This window comes from Desulfurococcaceae archaeon MEX13E-LK6-19, assembly GCA_029637525.1.
GTDB lineage: Archaea > Thermoproteota > Thermoprotei_A > Sulfolobales > Desulfurococcaceae > MEX13ELK6-19.
Genome location: CP072660.1, coordinates 995,038 through 1,021,469, shown reverse-complemented (window position 1 = coordinate 1,021,469; position 26,432 = coordinate 995,038). Strand labels below are relative to the sequence as shown.

Sequence of the window (26,432 nt, the reverse complement as noted above, 5' to 3'; positions counted from 1 at the left end):
TGTATCGTTTTCTCTATATTACCTTAACTATAGTTTAATTTGTTGTGTATTATTTTCGTTAACCCTAAAACTCTATACTGTATGGCAGTTTTTACGCAAGTTAAAAACGATAAAGTTACCCTGTTGACGTTATTTCCTCTAGCTTGTGGTTTCCTCTTTTTCCTGTTTTTCTTCTTTCTTTTCCTCTTCTTTCATTTCCTTTTCTAGTTTCTTTAGTTCTTCTTCTAGTTCCTTTTCGATCTCCTCAATCGGCTTAGGTGGCGGTGTTGTCGCTAATGTATAACCTATCCATGCCAAAATCCCGAACACACCAGCAACAGCAACAAATCCAGTAATCTGGAGGATCAGTAACGACCATTGTGTAAAGAATACAAGCCACCCATACACTATAATCACTATGATTGATACTATGAGAAGCCCTACACCTATTATCTGGTCTCTAGACAAACATGCCTCACCTGCTTGTACCTGGTTATGCTATACTTATGTGAATAATTGCGTTTGGTAAATAAATTATTCGACTAATAATCAAGTGTTTATCCTCCCAATATATGTATGTAACATTATTATCTCGCGGAATGAATAATTAAGACTGTATAGCTGCCATCTCAGGTGATTCTATCTTGACTGAATCCTATGACCTAGTTGTTCTAGGAGGAGGTCTTGGCGGGTATCCTGCAGCCATAAAACTTGCACGTAAAGGGTATAAAGTCGCTATTGTTGAAGAAAGATTTCTTGGCGGCGAATGTACTAATTATGGTTGTGTGCCATCTAAAACAATATATAAGTTTGCACATGCTTTTGATTCTCTAAAAAAAGTCTCTAAGGAAATAAGTATTGATACAAAAAAGATCATGGAGTCAGTTAAACAGATTGTTTCATCAACTAGAGAGGGTTTAGAGTACCTTATCGAGAAACATGGCATCAAACTCTATAATACTCATGGCACACTTGCGGATAATGAAGGAACAGTAAAGCTCGGTAACGGTGAGGTAGTAAAAGCAAGAAACGTGATAATAGCTACTGGTACTGATCCACGTCCGTTACCAAACATACCTTTCGATGGCGAGCATGTTATTTCGAATAGGGATTTCTTCGAGCTCGAGGACATACCCTCAAGTATACTTATTGTAGGCGGTGGTGTTATAGGTTGCGAAATAGGCTATATGTTGTCGAGCCTCGGCGTTGAAACATATATTGTAGAACTCCTGCCTCGCCTCCTTCCGGGAATAGATATCGATGCTGCAAGGACTATAGAGCGTTTCCTTAGAATGAAGGGGGTAAAGATCTATAAGAAAACTGTTGTAGAATCCATAAACATAAGACCTGAAGGGCTCGTTGAAGCACGATTATCAAATGGTGAAACCATACAGATAGAGAAGGTCCTAGTTAGTATCGGCAGGATCCCTAGATCCAGAGACGCTGGAGTAGAGAATGCTGGAGTAGAAACTGATAACAAAGGATTCATAATAACACGTGAAGGGTATAGAACAAGTAATCCACGTATATATGCTGCAGGAGATGTAATCGGTGGACCATTACTAGCTCATAAAGCTCTCGTGGAAAGTATTAGAGTTGCAGAAACAATCCATACAGGAAAACCATTAGAGAAAATAGAGCCACACAATATTCCTGTTGCTGTATTCACGGGACTAGAAATAGGGTCCATAGGCTATACTGAAGACGAACTAAAGGAAAAGGGCATAGAGTACAAGAAAGTAAAACTCCCATTAGCATTTCTTTCAGGAATAAGGATAAAAGATGGCGAACTAAGTTTCGTAAAGATACTTCTCGGAAAGAATAATGAAGTGCTAGGAGTACACGTCGTCGCTCCTAATGCAACCGAAGCTATAGCACAATTCCTACCATTATACCTAGATAAAATGAGTCTAGGAGAGATCGTTGAAATCCCATATCCACACTTGACATTATCCGAGGCGGTAAGGGAATTCGCTGAATACCTGTTGGGAGACCCTGTACACATTGTGTTGAAGAAATAATTGATTTAGATTATTTTTTCCTACCTTCCTCTTCGATTTTACTCCGCCATAACTGCTCTAAATCGACGTCACGATATTCAGGCGCCAAAATATACTTCTTATCAGGGTTTTTCGTGAAATAATATATTGAATAACTACATATTGGTTCTATGTACAGGTTCTTTTCTTCAGCTAGCTTAACAGCATACTCCATGAGCTTCTTAGCTATACCCTTACCTCTATGTTGTGGTGGTGTATATGTTTCAAGTATTAGCATCCTGTTTTCTCTAATCTCATACTTTATATACGCCTTTGTGTTATCGGGTAAACGAGCCCATATGACAGTGCTTGTATGTTTTATTTCAATACTATCATTCCGTTCCATATCTAAAACCCTATTTTGATCTAGGAATGTCATGGTTAATATAGTAGTTGTATTCAGTCCATATATTGTATCTACGCGTATATACTTGATAATAAAAAGCTTAAATTTTAATCAAGAACCACTAGTCTCACTTAGCGGAGGTAATACTCATGGGTTTGCGCCATTCATTCTATAGAGCATTATTTGCACTAGCTCCAGGAGAATCGTGTAGTATTGATGAAATAGCAGAGAAACTTGGTGTCCTACCTTCGACAGCAAAGAGGTATTTGAAAGAGCTCGTGAAACTGGGTTATGTAACTGAGGTTTTTGAAGGGAGGTTTTCACTAACGGAAACAGGCGAGCTCCTGCAGAAAAGCGTGTTGTCTCATCTAAAGAGCCATAAGGACCTATCGCCATACTTCTTTACAGATCCCTCTACATCACAACCAGTACCATTATCAATAAAGAACTTGAAGCAACTCTATGCACTATTAAAGTATGATGTGATAGAATGGAAGATCCTTGAACATCATGTTAAAGCAGGCTATTTATCGAAATGGATCCGTGAAGCAATAGGTGATATAGAGCTTGCAAATAAGATTGATGAAGCTAGGAATAGTATTGACAAAGATAAGCTTATGAAAATTATAGAGGAGAGACTAAAGATCATTGATAGTATAAAGGGTCTCCAGGTGTCCGAGAAAATTTGACATCAATACCATTAGATAAACTGGAGGCGTGGCTGCCAAGAATAAGATGGTGGCCTTATCCCACGGCAGAAGGTATCAAGATTCATAGAGAATGGAGTGAAGATGATTTAGTCTTCATCATAATTGATTATAGAGGCGAGAAATTCTATCTTCCATTATCTAGTGGTGAACCACCAGAGTTTCTCCCAAGTGAAAGAATAATCCATATAGACAATACTATATTTTATGAGGCAGAGTTTTCGCCAAAGTATCTTAGAGTACTAGATAAAAGTGATCATATCGAGAAACGATACTATGGTACAGGAGAGTTTACCTCAACAATAAAAACAGTTAAGCCCTTGACTTTCGAGACAACAAACATTGTCTCCCTCCATGAAGGACTTAACAAAATTGTTGTAAAAAGCTATAGAAGACTTTCTAAAGAAAATCCAGAGCCTCTTTTCCTAGACTTGTTGACAAGAAAAGGATACAAGTATGCACCGAGTCTTTATGCAATGTATATATGGGAAGGCAACCCGGTATCTCTTGCAATGGAGTATATTGACGGGGTTGGTGATGGAGGCAAGCCTTTCTACGATGCTTTACTCAGCATGCTTAAGGGTAGAAGCAAGGGTATGAAAATAGGTCTTGCAAGCCTTCTTGGCACTGAAATAGCTGATCTCCATTGCGTTATTGCAGAAAGCAATGATCCGTTCTTTTCTCCTGAAAAAATAGTTGAAGAAGATGTAAAGAAATGGGAAAGAATACTCTATGGAATGTATAAAACTGCTGTCAAAAACCTTGAGGAACTAACTAGCATTCAGCAATTCAAGTACCTGGAGTTCTGGCTAGAAGTATTCGATAAGATAGCTCCGAGGCTAGCTGAAATAGCTGTAGAAGGGTTTAGTAAGCAGACTGGTTTGAATAAACTGAGGATACATAATGATTTACATTTAGCTCAATTCATCTACAATAAAGAGAGAGGATTCATACTCACAGATTTCGAGGGAGAGCCTGGGAGGAAACCTGACGAGCGATTGTTGAAACTACCCGTCTTTAGAGACATTGCATCGATGGCTAGGAGTTTTCAGTATCTAGCGTTCTTTGCATTGAAGGATTATCTAGGGCTATCTATAGATGAGCTCGGCCGTAGACTAGTTAGTGGCTCCAATGACCCGACTTTACCATGGCGTAACGTTCATTTAAGAGCCTTGACTGCAAGTTATGTTGCGGGCGTAGCCCGCATGTCACCTGTTATTACTGGGAAGAATCCCGTGGAACTATTGAGATTATTCAACCATTATACTCTACCATGGATTATAGAACGAGGATTCTATGAAGTATACTATGAGACATCCTATGGTAGAGACCTCATACCTGTCCCAATAACTGGCTTACATGAAATCTACGTGTTTTTGACAAGAAAACCCAAGTCTTTATCTTACATGCCTGGCAAGGAATAAGATGTTGAGGTGTACTTATGCCTGATGTAGTATTCATGTTTGAAGTGCATCAGCCGTATAGACTTGATAGAAGAGCCTATGAGAAACTCTTAGAGAAAGGTTTACGTGGTAATCTAAGCTACAGGGATCTAGAAGAAGCTATACTTGATAATGGGTTGAATAAGCTTGTTATGGAGAGAGCTAGTGCACGATGCTATATACCTGCGACAAGTATTATCATAGAGAACATAAAGAAGTACAAGAATTCATACAAGCCTTTCAAAGTGAGTTATAGTATTAGTGGTGTATTTATCGAGCAGGCGTCTAGATGGGCTCCACGTGTAATTGATTTATTCAAGGAAGCCGTAGACACAGGCATGGTTGAGATTATTGAGCAAACCTACTATCATAGCCTAGCAGCTTTTATTCCACCTGATTTCGATGAGCTTAGAGAACAAGTTTTGGAGCATAGGAAATTGGTGAAAGAACTATTTGGTGTAGAGCCTGTTTCTATCGAGAACACAGAGTTCATGTACAATAACGACATAGCCGGGTTCTTCCATAGTCTTGGCTATAAAGTTATGCTTACAGAGGGTGTTGACTGGGTTCTAGGGTGGAGATCACCGAATTACGTGTACAAAGCCTATGGCAGCGATATCAGGGTTCTAACACGAAACTATAGACTCAGCGATGACATAGGATATAGGTTTAGTGATAGAAACTGGGACCAATACCCTCTTACAGCGGACAAGTACGCATCGTGGCTAGCCGCTACACCTGGAGACGTGATCTTCATTGCAATAGACTATGAGACATTTGGCGAGCACCATTGGCCTGAGACGGGTATATACGAGTTCTTGAAGTGGTTGCCAGGAGAGATACTCAAATGGATGAACCTCTATACTTCAACACCCAGCGAAGCAGCATTCAAGCACCCCGTACGCGATGTAATAGACGTGCCCCCATGGAGTACCATTAGCTGGGCCGATGAGAGGGATATATCCGCTTGGCTTGGTAACCACATGCAACGTAATGCATTCAAGATGTTGATTGATTTAAGACCCTATATAAAAGCCATCAATAAACCAGAGTTAACTAGACTTTGGAAGCTCATGACTATAAGTGACCACTACTATTACATCGCAACAAAATTCGGGTCAATAGAGCAGGTACATAGCTACTTCAGCCCATACAAGAACGCGCCAGACGCCTATGCCATACTTGTACAAGCTCTCTCCATACTGACAATGAAGATAGCGGAAGAGCTGAGAAAGAACCCCAAGAAAATCGCGCTTAGAATAATTCTACCAGACGATAAAGCATTTCATTTCCATAGGAGAGAAGGAGAATATCTATGGGTTAAAGCCAATAGCATAAAGGAGTTTATAGAGAAACTCGAGCATATACCACTGGAGTCAGTATTATATCATTTACATAGAGGCGATATACAAAATTGGCTGAGAAATATATTTGCACTAGATGATCTTGCTAAAGAAATCGATGAGATCGCTAGGGAGAGATTGCCTGCTGAAGAAAAGAGAAATAAATTACTCAGTATATTAAGAAGATATTTTGAATTATAAACCCAATAGGGATCTATTGATACAATGTATTATGAAGTATTTTTAACAACATATAGGAAAAAGGATTCTGTATCTATACATGTTTTCTATTAATGATGAGTAATATTTATAAGTGATCACTAGCATTTTAGAGAGTGGCAATTTTTCCAAGGCTTTGGAAAAAGTATCTCTCTATATAGATATATAATCTTATTTAAAAGCTCAGGAGGTGATGTGGGAGTGATTAGAGTAGTTATTTTAGGTCAGGGTATGGTCGCCTCGCATTTTGCTGTAGGTGTTGAGAGGCTGAAGACTGGAGAGATAAAGCCTTTTGGTGTCCCTCTAGCGAAATATAATTTGCCTTACAAGCCTGAGGATATAGAAATTGTTGCTGCATATGATGTTGATGCTGATAAGGTTGGTAAGAGTATCTATGAGGTTGCTAAAAAACTTGTTGGTGATATACTACCTATCCCTGAGACACTTAAGGACATAGAGGTACGTGAAGGTATCCACCTTGGAAGCCTAAGAGGACTACCATTCAAGCCACGCGGTCTCGATGATAGAATGAGCGTACACGAAGCCATTATGAAGCTTGTCGACGAATGGAAATCCCTTGATGTCGACGTGGTTATTAATGTCATTACAACAGAACCCGCCAAACCATTTAACGAACTATCAATGCTAGAGTACACTATTCACAGAGACAAGGGAGGGCTCAGTGCTACACAAGCATACGCCTATGCCGTAGCACTATATTCTAGAGAGCATAAGAGAGCAGCTTTCGTCAACGCTATACCAGTACCAATAGCTAACGATAGAGCATTCATTGAACTCTATGAGAAGTATGGTGCAGTAGTGTTTGGAGACGATGGTGCCACTGGTGCAACCCCATTAACAGCTGACTTACTTGAGCACATGGCAGAAAGGAACAGAATTGTACAATATGTCGTACAGTTCAACATTGGAGGCAATACAGACTTCCTTGCCCTAGATATACCAGAGAGAAACGTAATGAAGGAAACAACGAAGAGCACCATAGTTGAAGACATACTAGGCTATGATGCACCACACTACATTAAGCCAACAGGCTACCTAGAGCCCATTGGAGACAAGAAATACGTTGCAATGCACCTAGAATACCTAACATTCAACAATCTCAAAGACGAACTATACATTAACGCGAGAATAAACGACAGCCCAGCTCTAGCAGGACTACTAGTAGACCTTGCAAGACTAGGCAAGATCGCTGTGGACAGAGGCGTTAAAGGCACAGTATACGAGGTAAACGCATTCTACATGAAGAACCCAGGTCCATACAACGCCAAGGCTATAGCAAAGATAGTTGCCTACTACAAACTACTAGATTGGCTCGGAATAAGCAAGTAATCCTATCTGCCTGGCGTAAATCGAACTGTTTTTATTTTTTAAACAACGCTTTTTTGTTTAGGGTGCATCTATTGCCCAAGATAAACTTCATATTTATTATACACTTCCATCAACCAACAGGGCAACTTGAGTGGATTCTAGAGAAGATCTATAACAACTCCTACAAGTTGCTGTTAGATATCTTCAAGATGTTCACTGACATAAAAATCGCCGTCCATATCAGTGGACCTTTACTTCTTGAAATGAATGAGAGATACCCTGAATGGATTGATGGTATAGCTAAGCTTGCCGAACACGGAACCATAGAGCTTTTAGCAGGAAGTATTGGTGAAGCAATACTACCCCTGCTACCGCCTGAGGATAGGTACTACCAGGTTAAGGAATACATTAAGGTGTTCAACAGGATCTTTGGGTTCAAACCCAAGGGCATGTGGCTACCAGAGCGTGTTTGGGAGCCCGGTCTACCAGAGCCTTTAGCACGTAACGGTATAGAATACGTTGTTGTAGATGATAGCACCCTATATAGAGGCGGTAGGGGAGGCAATGATTCCTTATATGCATGGATCACAGAAGATGGAGGACACCCACTAAAAATATTATTCATAGATACTCAATTGAGGTACATTCTCCCATGGAGAAGCCATGAAGAAGTTTTCAACTACATGCTCAGTAGAGCCGATGAAAAAGGAGATAGGTACATGCTATGGGGTAGTGATGCAGAAAAATTCGGTGAGTGGCATGATCCTAAATGGGCTAGGGAATGGCTCATAGGGTTCTTTAGTAAACTACGTAGGCTAAGACACGAAATAGAAACAATACATCCATCAACTTATCTCGAGAAATACGGTGTTAAAGGACTAATCTACCTACCTTCAGGCAGCTATGACAAAATGCTTGAGTGGAGTGGAGGATTCTTCAGGAACTTTCTAATCAAATACAGGGAGAGCAATAATCTCCATAAGAAAATGCTTCGAGTACGTATGAAGCTAAAGCAAGCCAATGTCACAAGCGAAGACATATGGAGACTATACCACCTAGGACAATGTAATGATGCTTTCTGGCACGGTCTTTTCGGAGGAATATACTTAACACCACTTAGACAAGCCCTTTATGAAAACTTGATAAAAGCTGAAGTACATGCTGAAGAAGCTATGGAATACTATGGCGAATCAAAAGTCATTATAACAAGAACGGACTTCGATTACGATGGGAAGCCAGAGATCCTTGTGGAAACACCTTTAATAAACGCTTATTTCAAACCAAGCGATGGAGGAACACTATTCGAGCTCGACTATAAAGAACATGGTTTTGAACACAATCTACTGAACACAATGACAAGATACCAAGAACCCTACCTAGATGGAACCGGGTTTAGAGCTGATTGGTACCGTAGAGTCAGTCTTAGAGAACATTTATGGGCACCCTATGCAACAATTGATGACTGGATCAATAATACACCATTTATTGATAAAAGCGATCTAGCCCTTGCAGAGTACAAGCCTATTCTTGAAGACAACACGCTTATACTGAGAACTCTAGGTCATTACTATCCAGAAGGAGCTCAGCCCGTAGAAGTGTTTGTCGAGAAGAGAATAAAATTCGATCCAAGTGAGCCAGGTATCATTATATCTTACAAGATTGAGAATCAAGGCAAGGCATACATTGATGCAAGACTTGGAATAGAATTCACGTTAGCACCAAAACTACCCCGTCTTAAGAAGGAAGTAGGTTTTGTCGGTTATACCGTCAATGGGGTCGACAAACCTATTAACGATAAATGGATAGGCGAGACAAACACGTTAATCCTCAAATCACCTGTAATGCGTGACGTTGTACTCGAGACAAGCAGTAAGACGGAGTTCTGGGTTTCACCAATAAACATGCCTTCTAGAACAGAGAAGGGAATCCAAGAGAATTTCGAAGGCCTGGGCATAATGCCTGTATACAGGATTATGTTGTCTCCAGGAGACGAATTTAGACAAACAATAAGACTAGTATTCATGAAAACTAATAGTAGTACGGTGAACTAGTTCATGAAAATATGGATGCTAACATTTGAATCAAAGAGGATAGTCAAAATAGGTGGTTTAGGCGAGGTACCACCAAGTCTCGGAGAAGCTCTTGTAAAGAAGGGTCACGATGTAGAAATTATAATGCCTAGCCACGGTGTTATACTCAATAATGCTTTTACCAGTAAACACAAACTATCACTTGTTTTTGAGAAAGAAGACTATAAAGCATATAGAGTTGATGATATTACTCCTCCACATATCCTATTGTCAAGTAATATCCTAGATAACAAGAAGGTCTATGACCAGGATATCTTGTATGAAAAGATAAGAGACTACGCCAAAGCTGTTTCTCTATATGCAATACATGCTTTGAAAACAAACAATGTACCAGATATCATTCATTGTAACGACTGGCATACAATTCCATCACTACTTATCCTCAAGACCATCCTAGGAAATAAAACCAGGTTTCTATACCAAATACACCTCCTATCCCACAAAAGGATCACTGGTCTAGATCCACAGAGTCTAGGAATTTCACTGGATGTACAGATACCAATAAAAATTAATAGCACACAGAAAATGCTTAGCATAAAGGAAATAATTGATCTCGCTCATAATGATCTCGAGCGTTTGGGCTGTATTCTTGCAGATGTAATTGCAACTGTTAGCAAGCATTATCTCGTCGACGTCTTATCCTATGTCGGGTGGGAACTCAAGGATAAAGCTACAGTCATATATAATGGTACTGACTGGAGTCTTGAGAAAATCTATAAAGAAAACATCACTAGTAACCCCTTGTTCTCCAACAAACTTTCCGGCGATCCATTGAAAGATAGGAAAACAATACGCGACACTCTACTGACTAGACTCAACGAGGTATTCGATACAAATGAACCAATAATTTCGAATAAAGACGCTGAAACTATAGTAAAGAGTGTTGACAAATACCCCTTCATGGGGAGAGGTCGTCTCCATCCATTCACTAAAACGGGTCCACTAGTTATAATGACTGGTAGACTCACAGAGCAGAAAGGATGGAGTATCTTCATTAAGGCCTTGGATACACTATTATTTAGAGTTCCCGAAGCACGAATACTCTTATTCCCATTGCCCGTAGGCGGTCATATCGATCTAATGAAGACGATAATTGACTATGCTAGAATTTATAGAGACAATATTAGGCCTGTTTTCGGTATTGCAAAGAAGCTTTTTGTTACGGCGCACATAGCAGCTGATGTAATGGCGGCACCCAGTTTGTTCGAGCCATTTGGTATAATGGCTCTAGAGGCTATGGCGTCCGGCACACCAGTTGTAGCAAGTAGAACTGGTGGATTATCAGAGACAGTACTTGATATAAGAGAGCATGGTGTTCTTGGTACAGGTATACTTGTAAGCCCCGGTAACCCAACAGAGCTAGCTAAGGCTTTATCTAATATGTTGTTGTTCATGGAGGCAGGCTACATTAAGCCATGGTCTCCCGAATGGAAAAGACTTATTGAGAGAATTGACGACGAGGAACTATCTAGTCTACTCTTAAAGAACCCCGAGGCTCCATGGAAGATAAGAGAGTCATGTATTAGGAGAGCAAGAGAGTTTTCATGGGATGCTGCAGCAAGAATAGCAGAGAAAGCTTACGAAAAAGCTTTAATGTAACATTTCTAACGTAGCCTCTTTTGCTTCAATACTTTATCTCTTCACTGCTCCTCTAGCCATCGCTTCTCCAATGTACTTCTGAGCTACAGCATATAGTATGATTATGGGTATTGCATAGATTATTGTTCTAGCAGCAAAATCTGCCCAGTATATTGTCTGTCCGGCTGCAGTCTCGTAGATGAAGGCTCCAAGTGTTCTTACCCTGAGGAAACTCGCTATAATGAAGTCTCCCCACGCCCCCATGAACGCAAATAACGCTATCACTATCATCGCTGGTCTTGAAGTGGGTAGTATTACTTTGAATACTATCATGCTCCAGCTTGCTCCATCAATAAATGCTGCTTCATCGAGATCACGTGGTATTGAATCGAAGTAGTTCTTTATCAACCATGTCTGGAATGGTACTGCGCCAGCCGTGTAGACTAGAGGTAGTACAAATGGGTTTCCTAGCATAGGCAAGCCCATTACTTGTAGCTTTAAGAAGAATACGTAGAGTGCTATTACTGCTGCAATACCGAATCCTCCACCAATCTGGCTTAGAATAAGGTATGTGTATAGTAACGTGTCTTTACCCCAGAATTTGAATCTCGAGAAAGCGTATGCTGCAGGCGTTATTGCCAGGACTGATATTAGTATATTCATGAACGCCACTAACATACTTGTCGTGAATGCCCTAACAAATCCCTCTTCCGAGATCGCACTATAATAGTGTTCTAAGGATAAACCGAATCTCTCTATGTCTTCAAAACTCGTCACAATAACCTGTCCTTTAATCAATGACGTCAATACAACGAATATTACTGGATAGAGAAGTGCGAAAACTATTAGCATGCCGAGTACAGTCAATATTATCCTCATACCTATTGTTGTAAGTAAAAAGCCTATACCATGTCTAATGACCGATGTGGCTTGCGTAATTTTTGTCATCGTTCCTCACCCTTGGGTTTAATGTACTTAAACCATATCATGACATAGACCATTAGGAATAGAACCGCTATCAAGTAGGCTGCAGCAGCATAACCATATTCACGATCAATATACGCCCTGTTATAGCCAAAGAGGATAAGCATTTCGTTCAGATTACCTATCTTCGGCGGGAGCCCGAATATATTAATTGTACCCGTTGGACCTCCTCCGTTAATCAGTAGAGGAACCATAAATGCTTGCAGGCTTGCACCAGTAGTGAGTATTGTTACAAACATTATTGAGCTAGCTACTTCTGGTAGTATTATCTTTCGGAATCTCAGCCAGGGACCAGCGCCGTCAATATATGATGCTTCTATGATCTCTTTGGGGATCCCTGCTATAGCACCCATAACAACAGTCATTATGAATGGGTATGCAAGCCACATTTCAACAATATTGTATACAATGAATGCATGCCATTCGTTGGTGAATATCTCGAAACTTGTTCCTGTGATGCTTGAGAAGAGTTTGGCCATAACTCCCTCACGTGGTAGGAACAACATTCTCCAGGTCGTTACTGATAATAGTACCGGCAAAGCCCATGGAGTTAACAACAATGCCCTCATAACCTTTCTACCGTATACATATGGTGTTGAAAAGAATAATGCAAGTGCAACGCCCACAGCTACTTTTAATGGAACGCTTGTAGCTACGAACAACAATGTCTTCAATATTGAGTAGACAAATCTCGCGTCTGTAAATAGTTTCTCGATATTTTCTGTCCCAACAAAGTGTAGTGTAAGCTTGTCTATTTCTTCATCTATGTCTTTCACAACACCTTTCTTAAAGGATTCATAATCGGTAATCACAACATTAAATCCATCATATGCTTTCTTCAGTGAACTAACTATTATATCGATTCCACTTATTATCTCTGCTATATCCTCTTTTGTCAGCTCAGCTCCGCCTAGAGGGAAGTATACTATTGTCTGTAATTTGGCGACAAGTTTTTCCTGGAAGACTGAGTTAGCTGTACTCACGTTTTCCCCAATAGGCTTGTATCTTAGGAAGAACGTGTTTTCATCCTTAACTATAACAACAAGTTTATCCATTTTATCTTGTATGCTCTCTAAATACTGTCTTATAATTGTTGTATCCACTTGTCCTCCTGTTTCGTTTACTTCAATGAGGTATTCACGAAGAGCGCTAAGATCGCTTTGTATAGATTCAATCAGCGTTTTTGCTTCGCGTGCATAGTTTTGTATGAGTTCTTTATTTTCATCAAGTTTAGATGTGATGTTTTCTCGAAGCTCGTAGAGTGATTGAAGCTTTGTAGGACTGGGCGCTATGTTGTAGTTGTTGGCATCAGTAAATGCGAGATATACAGAGAACATTATAGGCCATATCATGAAGAACAGGTAAAGCACTAGACTGGGCAAAACTAGTACTAGAGCTACTTTTACTGGATAAAGACGGAGAGTACTCTTTATCTTTCCTACGCTTTTCTTGAAAGTACCCTCACCGCTCATGATAATAGACCTCGTCCACGAAGAATAAAGGACGCGGCCACCCTCGTATAGAAGAGGGGACACGATTAATTAAAAACATTATCATAGAAAACAGGCTTTGCCGGCATTATCTTAGATTATGCTTATGTCCAAATAATGGGTTGTTAAAGTGAAAAAAGTTTGTGGATAATGTAAAACGTTCTCGATCTCATTATTCACCCGACATTGACTGCATTATCTCTGCATAACACTGGTCTAGTGTACTATCGACTGCTGCTAATGCTGCCTCGAGTCCTTCAGTCTGGTATGTCTGTAGTATTGAGTTCAAGCATGTACCAATGTACCATGCCTTGGACATCTTAGGAGACTTTGGCATTAGCACACCTTGTGCTACTGATTGTGCGAAACCGAATACTATGGGGAACTTATCTTTGTTTTGATTAACGTAGTCTAGCACACTTAATTTCACTGGTATAAATCCTGCTTTTTCTACAAGGAATTTCAGGGTATCGTCGTTCAATGTAAACCATAGTACAAATAGTAATGATGCATTTATTCTATACGGCTTATCTGGTGAATCGGCTTCAACAAGACTTGATAGCCATAGCATTTTTATTCCAACAAATGGCTTAGGTACTTTATCGCCAATCTTTGGTAACGGTGCTACACTGAAGTTTCCACCTAAGCTCTCGTTTATACCTGGTATATCCCATGGACCTGTTATAAGAAACGGTGTTCTGCCTTGCTGGAACAATAGGAGTTGTCTCTCATGTCCTAGGTCTGTTGTATCCATGTATGGGAGTACGTGTTGTAAGAAGAACTTGATACCTTCTTTTGTTCCAGTACTATTGACTCCTATGGTATCTGTTGCTTCATCATAATAGTATCCACCAAATGCTGTAACCCATGGATATATAGTATAAGCATTAACCTCCATGGCTAGACCAAAGAGTCCCTCGCCAGGATTATAGTATTGTTTCATGATCTCCTCAAATTCACTAAAGTTCTGTGGTGGTTCGCTCACCATGTTCTTGTTGTATATGAGGGCTATTGCCTCGGCGGCCCAAGGCAGGCCGTATAGTCTAAGGTTGTAGTATCCTGCATTATAAGCTAGAGCTAGATACTGGTTTCTAAGGTCTTCAAGAGTTTCCTGCGGCAAATACTTGTCTAGAGGGACAATGTATCCTCCTTCTGCCAGTTCTCCAGTCCAGTCATGAGCCCATGTGAATATGTCTGCCGCAGCTCCTACTTCGCCAACCTGTACTCCAGCCATAATCCTATTCTTTAACTCACCGAGACCTCCACCAATGTTCTCGTATTCAACATGGATACATGGATATTCTTTCTCAAACTCCTCGACAACTTGTCTTATCACTTCTTCTTCAAAAGGCATCATTTGTGTCCAGAAAACTATTGTTATATTCCTGTCAAGTTGTCCTAATTTACACTTGTTGGCAAAGTCGTAAAGCCAGTATGGCACTCTTATTGTTGCCGATCCTATCGTCATCTCAACTATGCTTTGAGGAGAAGGAGGCGTTGTTGTGGTCGTAGTCGTTGTCGTTGTTGTGGTTGTCGTCGTGGTAGTGGTGGTGGTTGTAGTTGTGGTCGTAGTCGTGGTAGTAGTAGGTGTGGTTGTTGTCGGGGTCCCTGTCTCTTCTGGAACCCCAGGTTTTTGCTGCATAACATATAGCACTCCAGCCGTTACGGCAACAGCAATAATGATAAACAATATAATGGCTTGAAGTCTTGTTACGGCACTCATACTCTTGGAACCCATACGAAACCCCCGGAAACTCTTACTAAAAATATTTATTCGCTTCTAACCCATAAATAAGACATCATCTACAAAAACTAATTGCTGTGGTTGTCTTAGTGATTCGGGGATAAACAGAGCTAAAGGCTTATTTTTGAAGTCAAGTAATTTACTTATCTGGTGGTACCTCTCTCGAAGGCTGGGTACAGATTCTATGCCGGTGAGAACATGATCTATAAGAATAAATTCATTGCCCTATTAGTACTCTCCGTGTTACTATTATCATCATTAATGGCAGCCTTACCTACCAAAAGCCAGGAAACCAATAAACTCTATGTAATGATTGTATGGCATTACCATCAACCCTGGTATTACAATGAAAACGAAACAGCGTTTATACTGCCATGGGTTAGACTACATAGCGTTGGCAACTACTATAAAATGGGCTATATCCTCCAGAAACATCCTGATATCAAAGTAACGTTTACGTTCTCAGGTTCATTGCTAACACAGCTTCTAGACTACGAGAGAGGATTGATGGATTATAGAGAAATAATATCATGGAAAATAGCTAATGGTGAAAACCTTACGGATGAAGAAATAGTGTCAATGCTTAGAATACCCGGAGGATTCTTCGATATAAACTGGGCTAGGATAGTCGACCAGATACCCAGGTACTCAGAACTCAGAGATAAGGCACAAAACGTATTCAAGATCTGTTCAGTGCTGCCGGAAGAAGAAATGATACACTGTATAGCATCAAAATTCTACCCACAAGAACTCATAGACCTCGCTGTAATGTTCAACTTGTTCTGGATGGACCCAGAAGTAGTTAGGGAACAGTATCCTACTCTCTACGATCTCATGGAGCGTGCTAAAACAGAGGCTTTACCAAAGTTCAACACTACAGAGCTCAGAATGGTTCTTGAAGCCCACCACGAGATAATAAGCAAGATAATACCATTGTATAAGAACCTAACTGAGACAGGCCAAGTAGAGATAATACCTGTACCATTTAGCCATCCATTGGCACCGATTATAGCAGACTTTGGATGGACTGAAGACCTCAAGCTACATGTCAACAAGAGCGTAGAACTATTCAACACATACTTCAACTATACACCGGCAGGAATATGGCCTGCAGAGCAAGCAATCAACGAATATGTACTGCAAGCATTTGCTGAAGCAGGTATAAACTGGACAATAAGCGACGAGTCAATATTAGCCAAGGCAGGCATTGATACGACTAGTCTCGACAACATAGGGAGACCATGGTATATAGACTTCAATGGCAAGAGACTGTATATAATATTCAGAGACACTGAACTAAGTAACTTAATAAGCTTTGAATACTCCAAATGGGATCCTGAACAAGCCGCTGAAGATCTTGTTAACAGGCTACTACAGATAGCCCAGTCAAGTGATGGAACACACTTTATAGTAATAGCTCTTGACGGAGAGAACCCATGGGAACACTACGAGGAGTTTGGAGACACATTCCTACACGCATTATACAGTAAGCTAAGTGAAATGCAGCAGCAAGGACTATTAGAAACAATAACTCCACGTGAATACTTGAAGTTATATGCTGATAAAGCCAAGGAACTCCCACTAGGAACATACCAGTATCTTGACCTACAAGGCAAGGACATAGCCGATATACCACAGGACAGCTACGGAGACGCCTATGATCAGTTACCAAGAAAAACTGTCGAATCAAGAATCCCCGAGGGCTCTTGGGCTGGCGAATTAAACATCTGGATTGGTGATAGACAAGAAAACAGCGCATGGATGTGGTTTGCTAAAGCAAGAAGCGATATACTCAATGCTCTCGGTGTAAACAGTATTCTCGAAGCCTACAACATTGCTCCACAAGCAGTCGAGTACCTATTGAAAGCTGAGGCAAGCGACTGGTGGTGGTGGTACGGAGGAGACGGTGGTGGTTCGCCACAGACATTTGACCCCTTATTCAAGGCATTCCTTAGGAGAGCATACGAACTAGTCAATCTCACGCCACCAGACTACCTGAAGGCAAGCTTCTATCCAGATACAACACCTAGATTCACACTAAACGTTGACGTACCAAAGCCTGTTGATAGCGTACCAGCCATTGACGGCAATCTTGAAGACACTTGGGCACTTGATGTCAGCACTGGAAAAGGACTTAACATAACAATAGGCCTAAACTACACAATCAACGCATACCTTCTTGTTGATGGATATGGCATGAGCTTAGCTATTATACCCAAAGACAGTAGCCTACTACAAGACCCCGACCTAGAGATAGCACTATACATCACGAACCCGAGGAGAAGCACAAGCCCATACACACCAGGATACAACACTTATCCAAGATACGGCAATAGAGACCTAGGCATAGGCTTGGCTATTGAAGTACTGATCAAGCCCGCTGAAGGAAAAGCCTACATCAACTATGCTGATGGAACCGGCGGATTCATACAAATATACAAGATTGATGTCGCCGTCGGAAATGTTGTAGAACTACAAGTACCATGGGTTTATGTGGGTCTCACTGCAGGCGATATAGCATACCTGACTATAGCAACATTCTACAACCATCAACTCGTTGAGACAGCTACAAAGTTCGACGGTGTATACAAGGTTTATGTACCAGCTTTGGTCACAGGACCAGCTGGCAATGTTATATTCGAGATGGATGACCCCGAAGGCGACGATGATGGTGCGGGAGGTTATACTTACCCAACAGCACCAGTATTCAAGCCCGGAGTCTTCGACATGCTGAAATTCCAGGTAATAGATCTTGGAGACACGCTACAATTCGCCATAACAGTGAAAGATCTTGGCGGTAACCCATGGAACGGACCCAACGGATTCTGTCTACAGTATATACACATCTACATAAGGACGATGCCTGACCAGCCTGGTAGAACAGACACATTCGGACTATGGATCAATGTGAGCGAGGATAGTGCATGGCAGGTAGCGATACTAGTAGCACCCGGCTGGGGAACAGACCCCGTACCAGATGGTGAGAGAGCTGCAATCTATTATGCCAACAATACTGTTGTAGTACAAGATGGTGACTTCAAAGTATACGCTGACCCAACAGCAAACACAATATATGCTGAAGTCAAGAAGTCGCTACTGCCAGGAATAGACAACATTGAAAACTGGGTTTACGTAGTGGTTCTAACAAGCTACGACGGCTATGGCGAAGCCAGAATAAGACCGTTTGGCGTACAAGCAAGTGACTGGGTTGTCGGAGCAGGCACAAAGTACGCTGAAGCAATACTCAAAGGAGTAGTACCAAGAGTTATGGACCTACTGGCGCCAACAGCCGAACTCCAGTACGAGATGCTAAACACGTTTGACGCTTCAGCCGGAACTTACGCTGTTGTAAGTGGTGTAAGCAAAGTAATGGCTCCACCCACAGGTGAAACAGTCACCGTAACAGAGACAACAACAATAACAGAGACGACTACAGAAACAACTACGGTATCAACAACAATAACTGAGACACAAACCACAACACATACAACAACAGAAACAACAACAGTTTCTATAACCACAACAGAAACAACCACAGAAACCACCACCGAGACAATCACAGAAACCAACACAGCATACCTAGGCGGAGCATTTGCAGCCGGACTAATACTCGGATTAATAATAATGCTAGCAATATCAAGAAGAGGCTAAAGAATACTATTTTAAACTAAATCATATTTTTTCCTCACACTCACCATAAATACCTGCAACTTTTTCCATAAAAATAGCTCCAGAAAAATACTATTATCCATTATTCTTATTCCATTAATTGAATTTATAGAAGAGTATTTTTCTCGGTGTAGCCTAAAGTTTCTCTAGGTTATAGAAGCGTGCTTTGGAGGAGGTATCTTTGGCTAGAGTAAGACTTGTTGATGTTGTTAAGAGATTCGGGAAAACCATTGCTGTAGACCATATAAACCTTGATATAAAGGATGGTGAGTTCTTCGCACTTCTAGGACCATCTGGCTCCGGCAAAAGCACTACATTAAGACTAATAGCGGGCCTCGAAGTACCTGATGAAGGAGAAATATGGATCGATGACAAGCTCGTTAATAATGTTCATCCAAAACACCGTGATGTAGCAATGGTTTTCCAAAACTATGCGCTTTACCCGCATCTAAAAGTCTTTGACAACATAGCATTTCCTCTTATAGCAAGAAAGAAAGAGCTTGGACTAACAAAAGAAGATATCAAGAAGAGGGTTATTGAAGTAGCTAAAATGCTTAACATAGTGGATCTGCTAGATAGATATCCTAATCAATTGTCTGGAGGCCAGCAACAACGTGTTGCATTAGCCAGAGCACTAGTTAGAAGACCCAAGGTATGGCTTTTAGACGAGCCATTATCTAATCTCGATGCTAAACTGAGACTTATGATGAGAGTTGAGCTAAAGAAGCTTCAAAAGGAGTTAGGCATAACAACAATTTATGTAACTCATGACCAGATTGAAGCAATGTCAATGGCTGACAGAATAGCTGTCATGGATCGTGGTAAGATACTACAAGTAGGCACACCATACGAGCTATACTACAAGCCGGCAAACACTTTTGTGGCAACATTCATCGGAACACCACCAATGAATTTAATTAATTGCGTATTTAAAGAACTAAGCGAGCCAGTGAAACTCTTTAACAAACAAGAGAAAACAAAATACGTTCTCGAGTACCATGCAATCCGTATACCTATACCTGAAACCATAGGGAACGAAATAAAGAAGAAAGGATACGGGCCCGAAATAATATTGGGTATAAGACCAGAGTTTATGCGTTTGTCAAAAGAACCTCCCGCAGGAAGAGAGGGTGTAATAAAGACTCGCGTTATCGTCGTCGAACCTCTTGGTTCAGAAATTATAGTGACCATAAAGATTAACGATGACCTATTGCGTGTAAAGATGCCTCCTGGTGTATCATTTAGTATGAATGAAGAAGTATATTTGGATATTGACTGGGATAGAATAATATTATTCGATGGAAAGACAGGTAAATCCATTATATAACAATTGCTTCTTTTTATTAAACATAATATAAAGAACCAATACACTAAATCAAAGGACAATGAAAAGTTACAAGCATATATTCGGTGAAAAAATTGAGCTCCCTAGTACCTGTAAAGACTGTGGATAATATTGAAGCCTATATTGTTTCGGAAAAACCAGCCGTATCCCCAGGTTCAAGTTTGAAAGCCATTGCCCTTATTTCAAATAAGTCATCCACAGAGAGAAATATCAATGTGAAAATAAAATATCAATGCAGCGATGGTAAAGAGACATTAATATATGATGGACAAGTTAAAATAGGTTCGATGGCTTCATTAACAATAACAACTGATGTGCCTCTAGGCGAGAAACATGGTGAACATAAACTTGTTCTCTATATCAATGATAAGATTGTAGACGAATCATTATTCATTGTCGATGAACCCCTGGACAAACCAACACTATTCACTATAGTATGGCATCATCATCAAGCACCAAATTATACTCCAGACGGGAAAATCCATGCACCATGGGCTTTTGTCTACGTATGGGGGGCATATCTATCGCCATATGGTTATGGACCATATCATTATCACTCAGTACTTCTCTCGAAGAAACCAGGGTTTAAGACAACATACAATTTGAGTCCTAGTTTACTTAAACAATGGCTTGATGCCATTGAGAGAGGTATTGTTTTTACTGATGGAAAGAAGCTTGACTCAAACACACCTGAAATAGAGCTTGTGAGGGAGACTCTAGAAAATTACAGGAATGCTCTTCATAGAGGACAAATAGATGTTTTGACAAGCATTTACGCTCATACCATAGGAGGATTCCTCGTAGATGTTCTTGATGCAAGTGACATAGTTGATGAGGAAATAAGCTATGGTAAAGAAATAACGAGGAAAGCCATGGGCAGCAACTATGATGCCACCGGGATCTGGACTCCAGAAATGGCGTTTTCCATGGGTCTCATACCAATTTATGCTTCCAACGGCATAAAATATACTGTACTTGATGATCAGCATCATTTTAGGTTCGCTGAGGGAGATAAGAACTCTCAATACGAACCATATCTTGTAATAAATAGCGGTACAGGGGATTACATAACAGTATTCTTTAGAGACCACGAGTTAAGCGATATCATAGGATTCATGAATGTTTTCATGAGCGAGCATCATGCTTGGAGGAATGCCTATGAAACAGCTTATCGTATTTTAAAGAAAGCATTGTCTACACACGCTTCAACACTCGTACTAGCACTTGATGGAGAGAACTGGATGGTTTTCAGTAAAAACCCTCCAATGACAGCATATTACCTTGATAAACTATCCGACTACCTTATATCAATAGACCAAGAAAAGTTCATGAAACTTTCTCACCTAAGAGAAATGCTTGAAAAATGCCCGCCCCAACGCGTATTAAAACACATACCAACCAACAGCTGGCTTGGAACATTTAGGAAGTGGAGAGGAGAAAAACAAGAACACGAAGAGTACTGGATTAAAGTCGTAGAAAAATACAGGATACTCAAAGCATACGAGAGAATCATCGGCAAGAGAGATGAAGTGAGTACGCAAGCCAGGTGGTGTCTATGGCATGCTCTTGATAGTGATTATTGGTGGGCAGAGTTTTGGAGCCCCAAAGTAATAGATATGTGGTTAAATGAGTTCGAGAAAACAGTTCCACAGAAACTCTCCCTGATTAAGATAAGCGACATAGAAATCGCTGGCGAACCAGTTGAAGGAGGAAAAATAAGTATTCTCATAAAAACAGTTAATAAGACAGACAAAGAGATCAAGCCAATAATAAGAGTTAGAGGAATAGATATTAGGATCGAGGAAGGGAGTGAAATAAAACCAATTGTTGTAAAGCCTATGTCAAGCTATGACAGGGTAGTTAAGGCCAGAGTACTTACGTGGGGGAGAGTATTCATTATTGCTGCTATAACAGCTGACGGCTATATCATTGATGTTAAGACTAAAGAATTCTATGTAAAGCCATTTATTAGACCTAACCCAGTGTAAAACAAAACGTCATCACCTATTTTTGTTCAAAACTCTTGTACAAGCCCGTATCAAAACTAGTGATATAAGGGTTAGTGGTAGTGTCTAATCCTAGATGATTAAAATGCTTACAACCAAAACAAAGGGAATACTAGTAATAGTTCTATCAATAATGATGCTGGTTTCATTACTATTGAGTACTATAGTTTGTTCAGAAGAAACCGTATATCCTCTTGACTCTAAACTATATCTCTATAAAGAACTAAAAATAAGCAAAATAGATGAAAACACTATAACCTATACTGTATTATTGTACATCATTAACCGTGAAGATAATGAACAGTACGTGCTAGGCATTAAGGAAAATCCTGTATTGGTAATAACCAGCGGCGACAATACTATTTTATGTAGGCAAACAATCGGTGTCAACAAAACAATAAAGGTACCACCTTACACAACAGTAGTTCTTGTCAACATGAGCATTACATTACCGCGAGACTATAGCATACAACTATTTTTCAATAGTAGCAGCATAGTTATAGTAAACAAAGTAAAGTTGACACCACTCGTTGCCGCAACATACGGTAGATCGTCACAAAATGTTTATCCAACTAGTTATAGCAGTAATGAAGGAGTATATGAGGCGCATTTAACTAGTGAAAGTAGTCAACAAAAAACCTTTTCTGATATAATGAAAGAAGTACTTATTGGAGTAGGGATAGTGTGTTTGATACTACTAATCTCAAGGATTATACTTAAGTTCGTGCTCTAGATCAAACACTATACCATCAAGAATGAATGAGGGAACAACACTGTGGAACAAAACAGTTCTACCGCCACCGACCTTGATCCGTTACTTAACTTATCTGGTTCAACATTGTATGTTTACCTGATATTGCTTACAAGCAATAGGCCTCTTGGTGTGAGAGAAGTACAACGACGAGCAGGGTTCAGAAGCCCGAATAGTGCTAGGCACCATTTGGAGAAACTTGTAGAGAAAGGTTATGCGATAAAGACTGACGAAGGATATATTGCAGTTAAACCTCATTCTTCTATTTTATCACATTTAATTTACGTTCGTGGCTTATTTCTGCCGAAAATACTCTTCTACGCGATTTTCTCTTCACTAGCAACACTATTGTATATACTAGTAAGACAATATGCTGTCGACATAATTGCCACGATTATAATGACTAGTTTATCTATTCTATTATGGCTTGATACCATTTCTTGGCTTACAAAAATAAGATCACTTAACAAGCTTTTACATAGTAAACACTCGCTTCTTAATAAGCAATAAGATTTTCTCATTTTAGTAAAGTTTAATTAAGATTAGCTTATCTACTAAAACGTGTACAAATAATTGAATTGTATCTTCAGTAATCCAATGAGTTGCAATTAGGGATCGCGATCTTGAATACCACATACAACACAACATACATCATCTCACACTGGGATATTGATGGTATTGCCTCAGCGGCACTCATAGCTAGGTCTACAAATATAACGAAGACGAGAATTACAAAAATAAGATTATCAACAATATCAGCTCTAACAACAAATCTTAACCACGCACTATCTAAATCATTCTATATCCAGCCCTTCACGAATCTTATTATCTCCGACTTGAATCCCTCACCTCAAGATATGGAGGCAATTGTTTCTCTTCTCTCTAACGCCTTAGATATGGGGATAAAAGTATATTGGATCGATCATCATGTATGGAAGAAGGAGATAATAGACGCTCTCAAGTCAATTGGTGTAAAACTCTATTTAGATCCATCTAAAGTGTCAGCCGAACTAGTAAAGACTCTTATAGGCATAGATGATATGACAAGCAATACTCTCGTCCAGCTCGCACGCGACGACGACCTATTCCTGAACCGTATATCGTATACAAAGAAGCTTAGAAGAATATTGAGATGGTATGACTGGAAAATACGTTATAAAGTACTCAAGTACTTCATCAACGGAATCATATGGAACAACATGCTTGAAAGACTATACAACCAAATATCGGAAGAATACCAAGCCTTAATCAAGAAGAGCGTCGACAAGCATTTGGTCTACACTGTCAAGGGATTAAAGATAATCGTTGTAAACGATATAGACCCACGTGTACACCCTGGTGAAGTCCAAGAAGAAATAGAAAAACGAGGACTTACAGCTGATCTCTACGTATTCATTTATCCTACTGCTACTAGTCTACGTAGCAACCGTATAGATGTTGCACGTATAGCCATGTCTCTAGGAGGCGGAGGGCATCCGAGAGCTGCAGGTATCCCCGAGGCACTAGACATCACTACAATACTAAATCACATATCTCGTTTAATCTAGATCTATTCTTGTTTTTCAATGAGGTTTTTCTCTTCAAGCCATGCAATAACTTGATACACAATTTTTCTCAATGCCCTATAGCCTTTCTCTCCCTCATAGACTATCTTTATATCCTCTGGCGTGGCTATTTGCTCAGCAAGATAAAGATCAATCATGTGCTCTACCTCGAGTTTACCCTTCGCTAGTGCTGGCAACACTATTGTCACGAATTGTGATACCAAGTTATCTTTTGATATCGTTTTATAGAAATCTATACCAAGCTCCAATGCTATTTTTAGTGAAGAGATATTTGATACACCCTTGTATACTACTCCTTTACCAGTTTCTAGTGCTAACTCATTTCTTCCCTCCAGTAAGCCCATTGTTCTCTTTAAAGCTCTACCTATGTATCTAGGTAGTATTGACTCAATGAATCTATGGTCTTTATTCCGAGCAATTGCCTCCATTACGTACCATGTCGTTAAATAGCCATAATAGTTTCTAGCATATTCACGTATGGTACTTTTGTATTTATTGATGTTTCCTAATATGTATAGTATCGATGTAAGCATTTGAGTTTCGATAGCCATTTCACGCCATCCAATAGTATAGGGTTCATCCATATCAGTATGATAGTACTTACTCGGCCACTCATTGACCATAACAGCTTCGATACCGTTTATCAAGAAAACATCGTGGTCGCTTCCAAACCCATAGGGTGTTTCATCGAACTTTATTGCACCCATACCTGGATGTCCGTGGAAAGTCTTGCCTAGAGTCATTACTGTCCTCATAACCATATCTGTAACAGGTGTCGCAATACCCATGTGGTATATCATGCTTCTTATTAAGTGAAGTGTTGAACCTGTTAGAGATTGTATTGACGCAACCATGTCATAGTTTATTGCGGCAACAATGTTCTTAACGAGCTTCTCTTTAAACAACATTACTGTACCAGTGTATTCCGGCACCCAATAGAAACAAATCTTTGCTTGGAGACTACTCTCTTTAACAATGTTATTCAGGGTAATAGCGGCTAAAGCAATTGATGTAGAACCGCTTGCATTATCATGTGCTCCGGGGAGTGGATGACATATATGGGCAGTCACAGCCACTGTATCATCTGCTTCCCCTATACAAGCCATAAGCACTGGTAGACCGCGTTCATGATATCTGGACTGTATCTTCCAGCGAATTCTGTACTTGGATCCCGTCTTCATTTTCTCTATTATTCTCGAAGCTATTTTATATGGAAGTGTTATCACAGGTATTTTTTCGCGTAAAAGCTTGCTGGGAAGGAATAAACCTGTATACGGGTATGCTGAATGGAATCTATCAGGGCTATACCATATTATAGCAGATACACCCTTGTCTACGCCAAGATAGTATGCTAGTGAAGCTCTATCTTTAGTCAGCACAGCTTTTCCTTCAATATTCTTATCGCCATCAATAATGCTTCCATGAACTATTTCTGCCTCACCTTCACCTCCAGGGCTATGAGCAGCAATTAATGTAGGGTGCTCAATAGTCGTTGTACTCAAGATCTTGTTTGAGTCCTCATAAATCTCTATTTCACCATATTCTAGATCCCATCCGCATGGTGTTTCCAATAGATCTAATGCAGTATTGTTCTCTACCCTGAAGACCTTCGCATAGACACCATTTTCCTCAAGAACTTCCTTAACAAACTTGACAGCATCCCATAGCCCTGTCGATCCCTGTATTCTGTGGAGACTAGTTATATAGCCTAGGAGCCTCGACGTTAGGTGTCGAGGATAATTTTTTCTAGCTCGCTCAACTATTTCGCTTACAAGAACCAACGTATCTACACCTCAGTAACTAAGC

19 protein-coding genes are annotated in these 26,432 nt (G+C 40.1%); 13 read left to right on the top strand and 6 right to left on the bottom strand.

What is annotated here, in order from left to right; all coding sequences use genetic code 11:
* Positions 1–138: 138 nt before the first annotated feature.
* Positions 139–447: a transcriptional regulator gene (locus tag J4526_05625; GenBank protein ID WFO74564.1), complete on the bottom strand. Its 309-nt coding sequence runs from the start codon at positions 445–447 to the stop codon at positions 139–141.
* A 176-nt stretch (positions 448–623) separates the two neighbouring features.
* Here J4526_05625 and J4526_05620 point away from each other — a divergent pair, with 176 nt between their 5' ends.
* On the top strand, positions 624–2,000 hold the full coding sequence (locus tag J4526_05620) for an FAD-dependent oxidoreductase (GenBank protein ID WFO74563.1): 1,377 nt from the start codon (positions 624–626) through the stop codon (positions 1,998–2,000).
* Positions 2,001–2,010: 10 nt separating this feature from the next.
* Here J4526_05620 and J4526_05615 read toward each other — a convergent pair whose 3' ends face one another.
* Positions 2,011–2,364 (bottom strand): N-acetyltransferase, encoded by a 354-nt coding sequence (locus J4526_05615; GenBank protein ID WFO74562.1) that lies wholly within the window; start codon positions 2,362–2,364, stop codon positions 2,011–2,013.
* A 149-nt stretch (positions 2,365–2,513) separates the two neighbouring features.
* Between J4526_05615 and J4526_05610 the strand changes: the two genes are divergently transcribed.
* The 6 genes from J4526_05610 (at position 2,514) to J4526_05585 (ending at position 11,093) form a co-directional block, all read left to right on the top strand.
* Positions 2,514–3,053, top strand: coding sequence for a MarR family transcriptional regulator (locus J4526_05610; protein WFO74561.1), 540 nt, complete (start codon positions 2,514–2,516; stop codon positions 3,051–3,053).
* Positions 3,050–4,495 (top strand): hypothetical protein, encoded by a 1,446-nt coding sequence (locus J4526_05605; protein ID WFO74560.1) that lies wholly within the window; start codon positions 3,050–3,052, stop codon positions 4,493–4,495. The genes J4526_05610 and J4526_05605 overlap by 4 nt, the downstream gene beginning before the upstream one ends.
* A gap of 17 nt (positions 4,496–4,512) precedes the next feature.
* Entirely contained in the window at positions 4,513–6,057 is a 1,545-nt protein-coding gene (locus tag J4526_05600) for a glycoside hydrolase family 57 protein (protein WFO74559.1), read from the top strand.
* A gap of 219 nt (positions 6,058–6,276) precedes the next feature.
* Complete coding sequence (locus J4526_05595) at positions 6,277–7,425, top strand: inositol-3-phosphate synthase (protein ID WFO74558.1); 1,149 nt, start codon at positions 6,277–6,279, stop codon at positions 7,423–7,425.
* Between the two features lie 71 nt (positions 7,426–7,496).
* Positions 7,497–9,455 carry a DUF1925 domain-containing protein gene (locus J4526_05590; protein WFO74557.1) on the top strand — a complete coding sequence of 653 codons (1,959 nt, stop codon included), beginning with the start codon at positions 7,497–7,499 and terminating at the stop codon, positions 9,453–9,455.
* A 3-nt stretch (positions 9,456–9,458) separates the two neighbouring features.
* Positions 9,459–11,093, top strand: a complete 1,635-nt coding sequence (locus tag J4526_05585) for a glycogen/starch synthase (protein ID WFO74556.1) — start codon at positions 9,459–9,461, stop codon at positions 11,091–11,093.
* Between the two features lie 33 nt (positions 11,094–11,126).
* On the opposite strand, the gene J4526_05580 is transcribed toward J4526_05585, so the two are convergent.
* The 3 genes from J4526_05580 to J4526_05570 form a co-directional block, all read right to left on the bottom strand.
* Complete coding sequence (locus J4526_05580; GenBank protein WFO76348.1) at positions 11,127–11,951, bottom strand: ABC transporter permease subunit; 825 nt, start codon at positions 11,949–11,951, stop codon at positions 11,127–11,129.
* A gap of 65 nt (positions 11,952–12,016) precedes the next feature.
* Positions 12,017–13,528 (bottom strand): ABC transporter permease subunit, encoded by a 1,512-nt coding sequence (locus J4526_05575; GenBank protein WFO74555.1) that lies wholly within the window; start codon positions 13,526–13,528, stop codon positions 12,017–12,019.
* Between the two features lie 190 nt (positions 13,529–13,718).
* Complete coding sequence (locus J4526_05570) at positions 13,719–15,284, bottom strand: extracellular solute-binding protein (GenBank protein WFO74554.1); 1,566 nt, start codon at positions 15,282–15,284, stop codon at positions 13,719–13,721.
* A gap of 204 nt (positions 15,285–15,488) precedes the next feature.
* On the opposite strand from J4526_05570, the gene J4526_05565 reads away from it, so the two are divergent.
* The 6 genes from J4526_05565 (at position 15,489) to J4526_05540 (ending at position 24,608) form a co-directional block, all read left to right on the top strand.
* Positions 15,489–18,941, top strand: coding sequence for a pullulanase (locus tag J4526_05565; GenBank protein WFO74553.1), 3,453 nt, complete (start codon positions 15,489–15,491; stop codon positions 18,939–18,941).
* A 199-nt stretch (positions 18,942–19,140) separates the two neighbouring features.
* Complete coding sequence (locus tag J4526_05560) at positions 19,141–20,286, top strand: ABC transporter ATP-binding protein (GenBank protein WFO74552.1); 1,146 nt, start codon at positions 19,141–19,143, stop codon at positions 20,284–20,286.
* Positions 20,287–20,360: 74 nt separating this feature from the next.
* On the top strand, positions 20,361–22,292 hold the full coding sequence (locus J4526_05555) for a glycoside hydrolase (protein WFO76347.1): 1,932 nt from the start codon (positions 20,361–20,363) through the stop codon (positions 22,290–22,292).
* Between the two features lie 103 nt (positions 22,293–22,395).
* Complete coding sequence (locus J4526_05550; protein ID WFO74551.1) at positions 22,396–23,043, top strand: hypothetical protein; 648 nt, start codon at positions 22,396–22,398, stop codon at positions 23,041–23,043.
* A 42-nt stretch (positions 23,044–23,085) separates the two neighbouring features.
* Positions 23,086–23,571, top strand: a complete 486-nt coding sequence (locus J4526_05545) for a LexA family transcriptional regulator (GenBank protein WFO74550.1) — start codon at positions 23,086–23,088, stop codon at positions 23,569–23,571.
* 113 nt (positions 23,572–23,684) lie between these two features.
* On the top strand, positions 23,685–24,608 hold the full coding sequence (locus tag J4526_05540) for a phosphohydrolase (GenBank protein WFO74549.1): 924 nt from the start codon (positions 23,685–23,687) through the stop codon (positions 24,606–24,608).
* A gap of 2 nt (positions 24,609–24,610) precedes the next feature.
* Here the strand turns inward: J4526_05540 and J4526_05535 are convergent, their stop codons facing one another.
* Positions 24,611–26,407, bottom strand: coding sequence for a M28 family peptidase (locus J4526_05535; protein ID WFO74548.1), 1,797 nt, complete (start codon positions 26,405–26,407; stop codon positions 24,611–24,613).
* Positions 26,408–26,432 lie beyond the last annotated feature (25 nt).

Excerpts from the sequence above, each read along its gene's own strand:
- J4526_05575 (WFO74555.1), bottom strand. The coding sequence starts at position 13,528 with ATGAGCGGTGAGGGTACTTTCAAGAAAAGCGTAGGAAAGATAAAGAGT.
- J4526_05565 (WFO74553.1), top strand. The coding sequence starts at position 15,489 with ATGATCTATAAGAATAAATTCATTGCCCTATTAGTACTCTCCGTGTTA.
- J4526_05580 (WFO76348.1), bottom strand. The coding sequence starts at position 11,951 with ATGAGGATAATATTGACTGTACTCGGCATGCTAATAGTTTTCGCACTT.
- J4526_05600 (WFO74559.1), top strand. The coding sequence starts at position 4,513 with ATGCCTGATGTAGTATTCATGTTTGAAGTGCATCAGCCGTATAGACTT.
- J4526_05610 (WFO74561.1), top strand. The coding sequence starts at position 2,514 with ATGGGTTTGCGCCATTCATTCTATAGAGCATTATTTGCACTAGCTCCA.
- J4526_05570 (WFO74554.1), bottom strand. The coding sequence starts at position 15,284 with ATGGGTTCCAAGAGTATGAGTGCCGTAACAAGACTTCAAGCCATTATA.
- J4526_05585 (WFO74556.1), top strand. The coding sequence starts at position 9,459 with ATGAAAATATGGATGCTAACATTTGAATCAAAGAGGATAGTCAAAATA.
- J4526_05615 (WFO74562.1), bottom strand. The coding sequence starts at position 2,364 with ATGGAACGGAATGATAGTATTGAAATAAAACATACAAGCACTGTCATA.
- J4526_05550 (WFO74551.1), top strand. The coding sequence starts at position 22,396 with ATGCTTACAACCAAAACAAAGGGAATACTAGTAATAGTTCTATCAATA.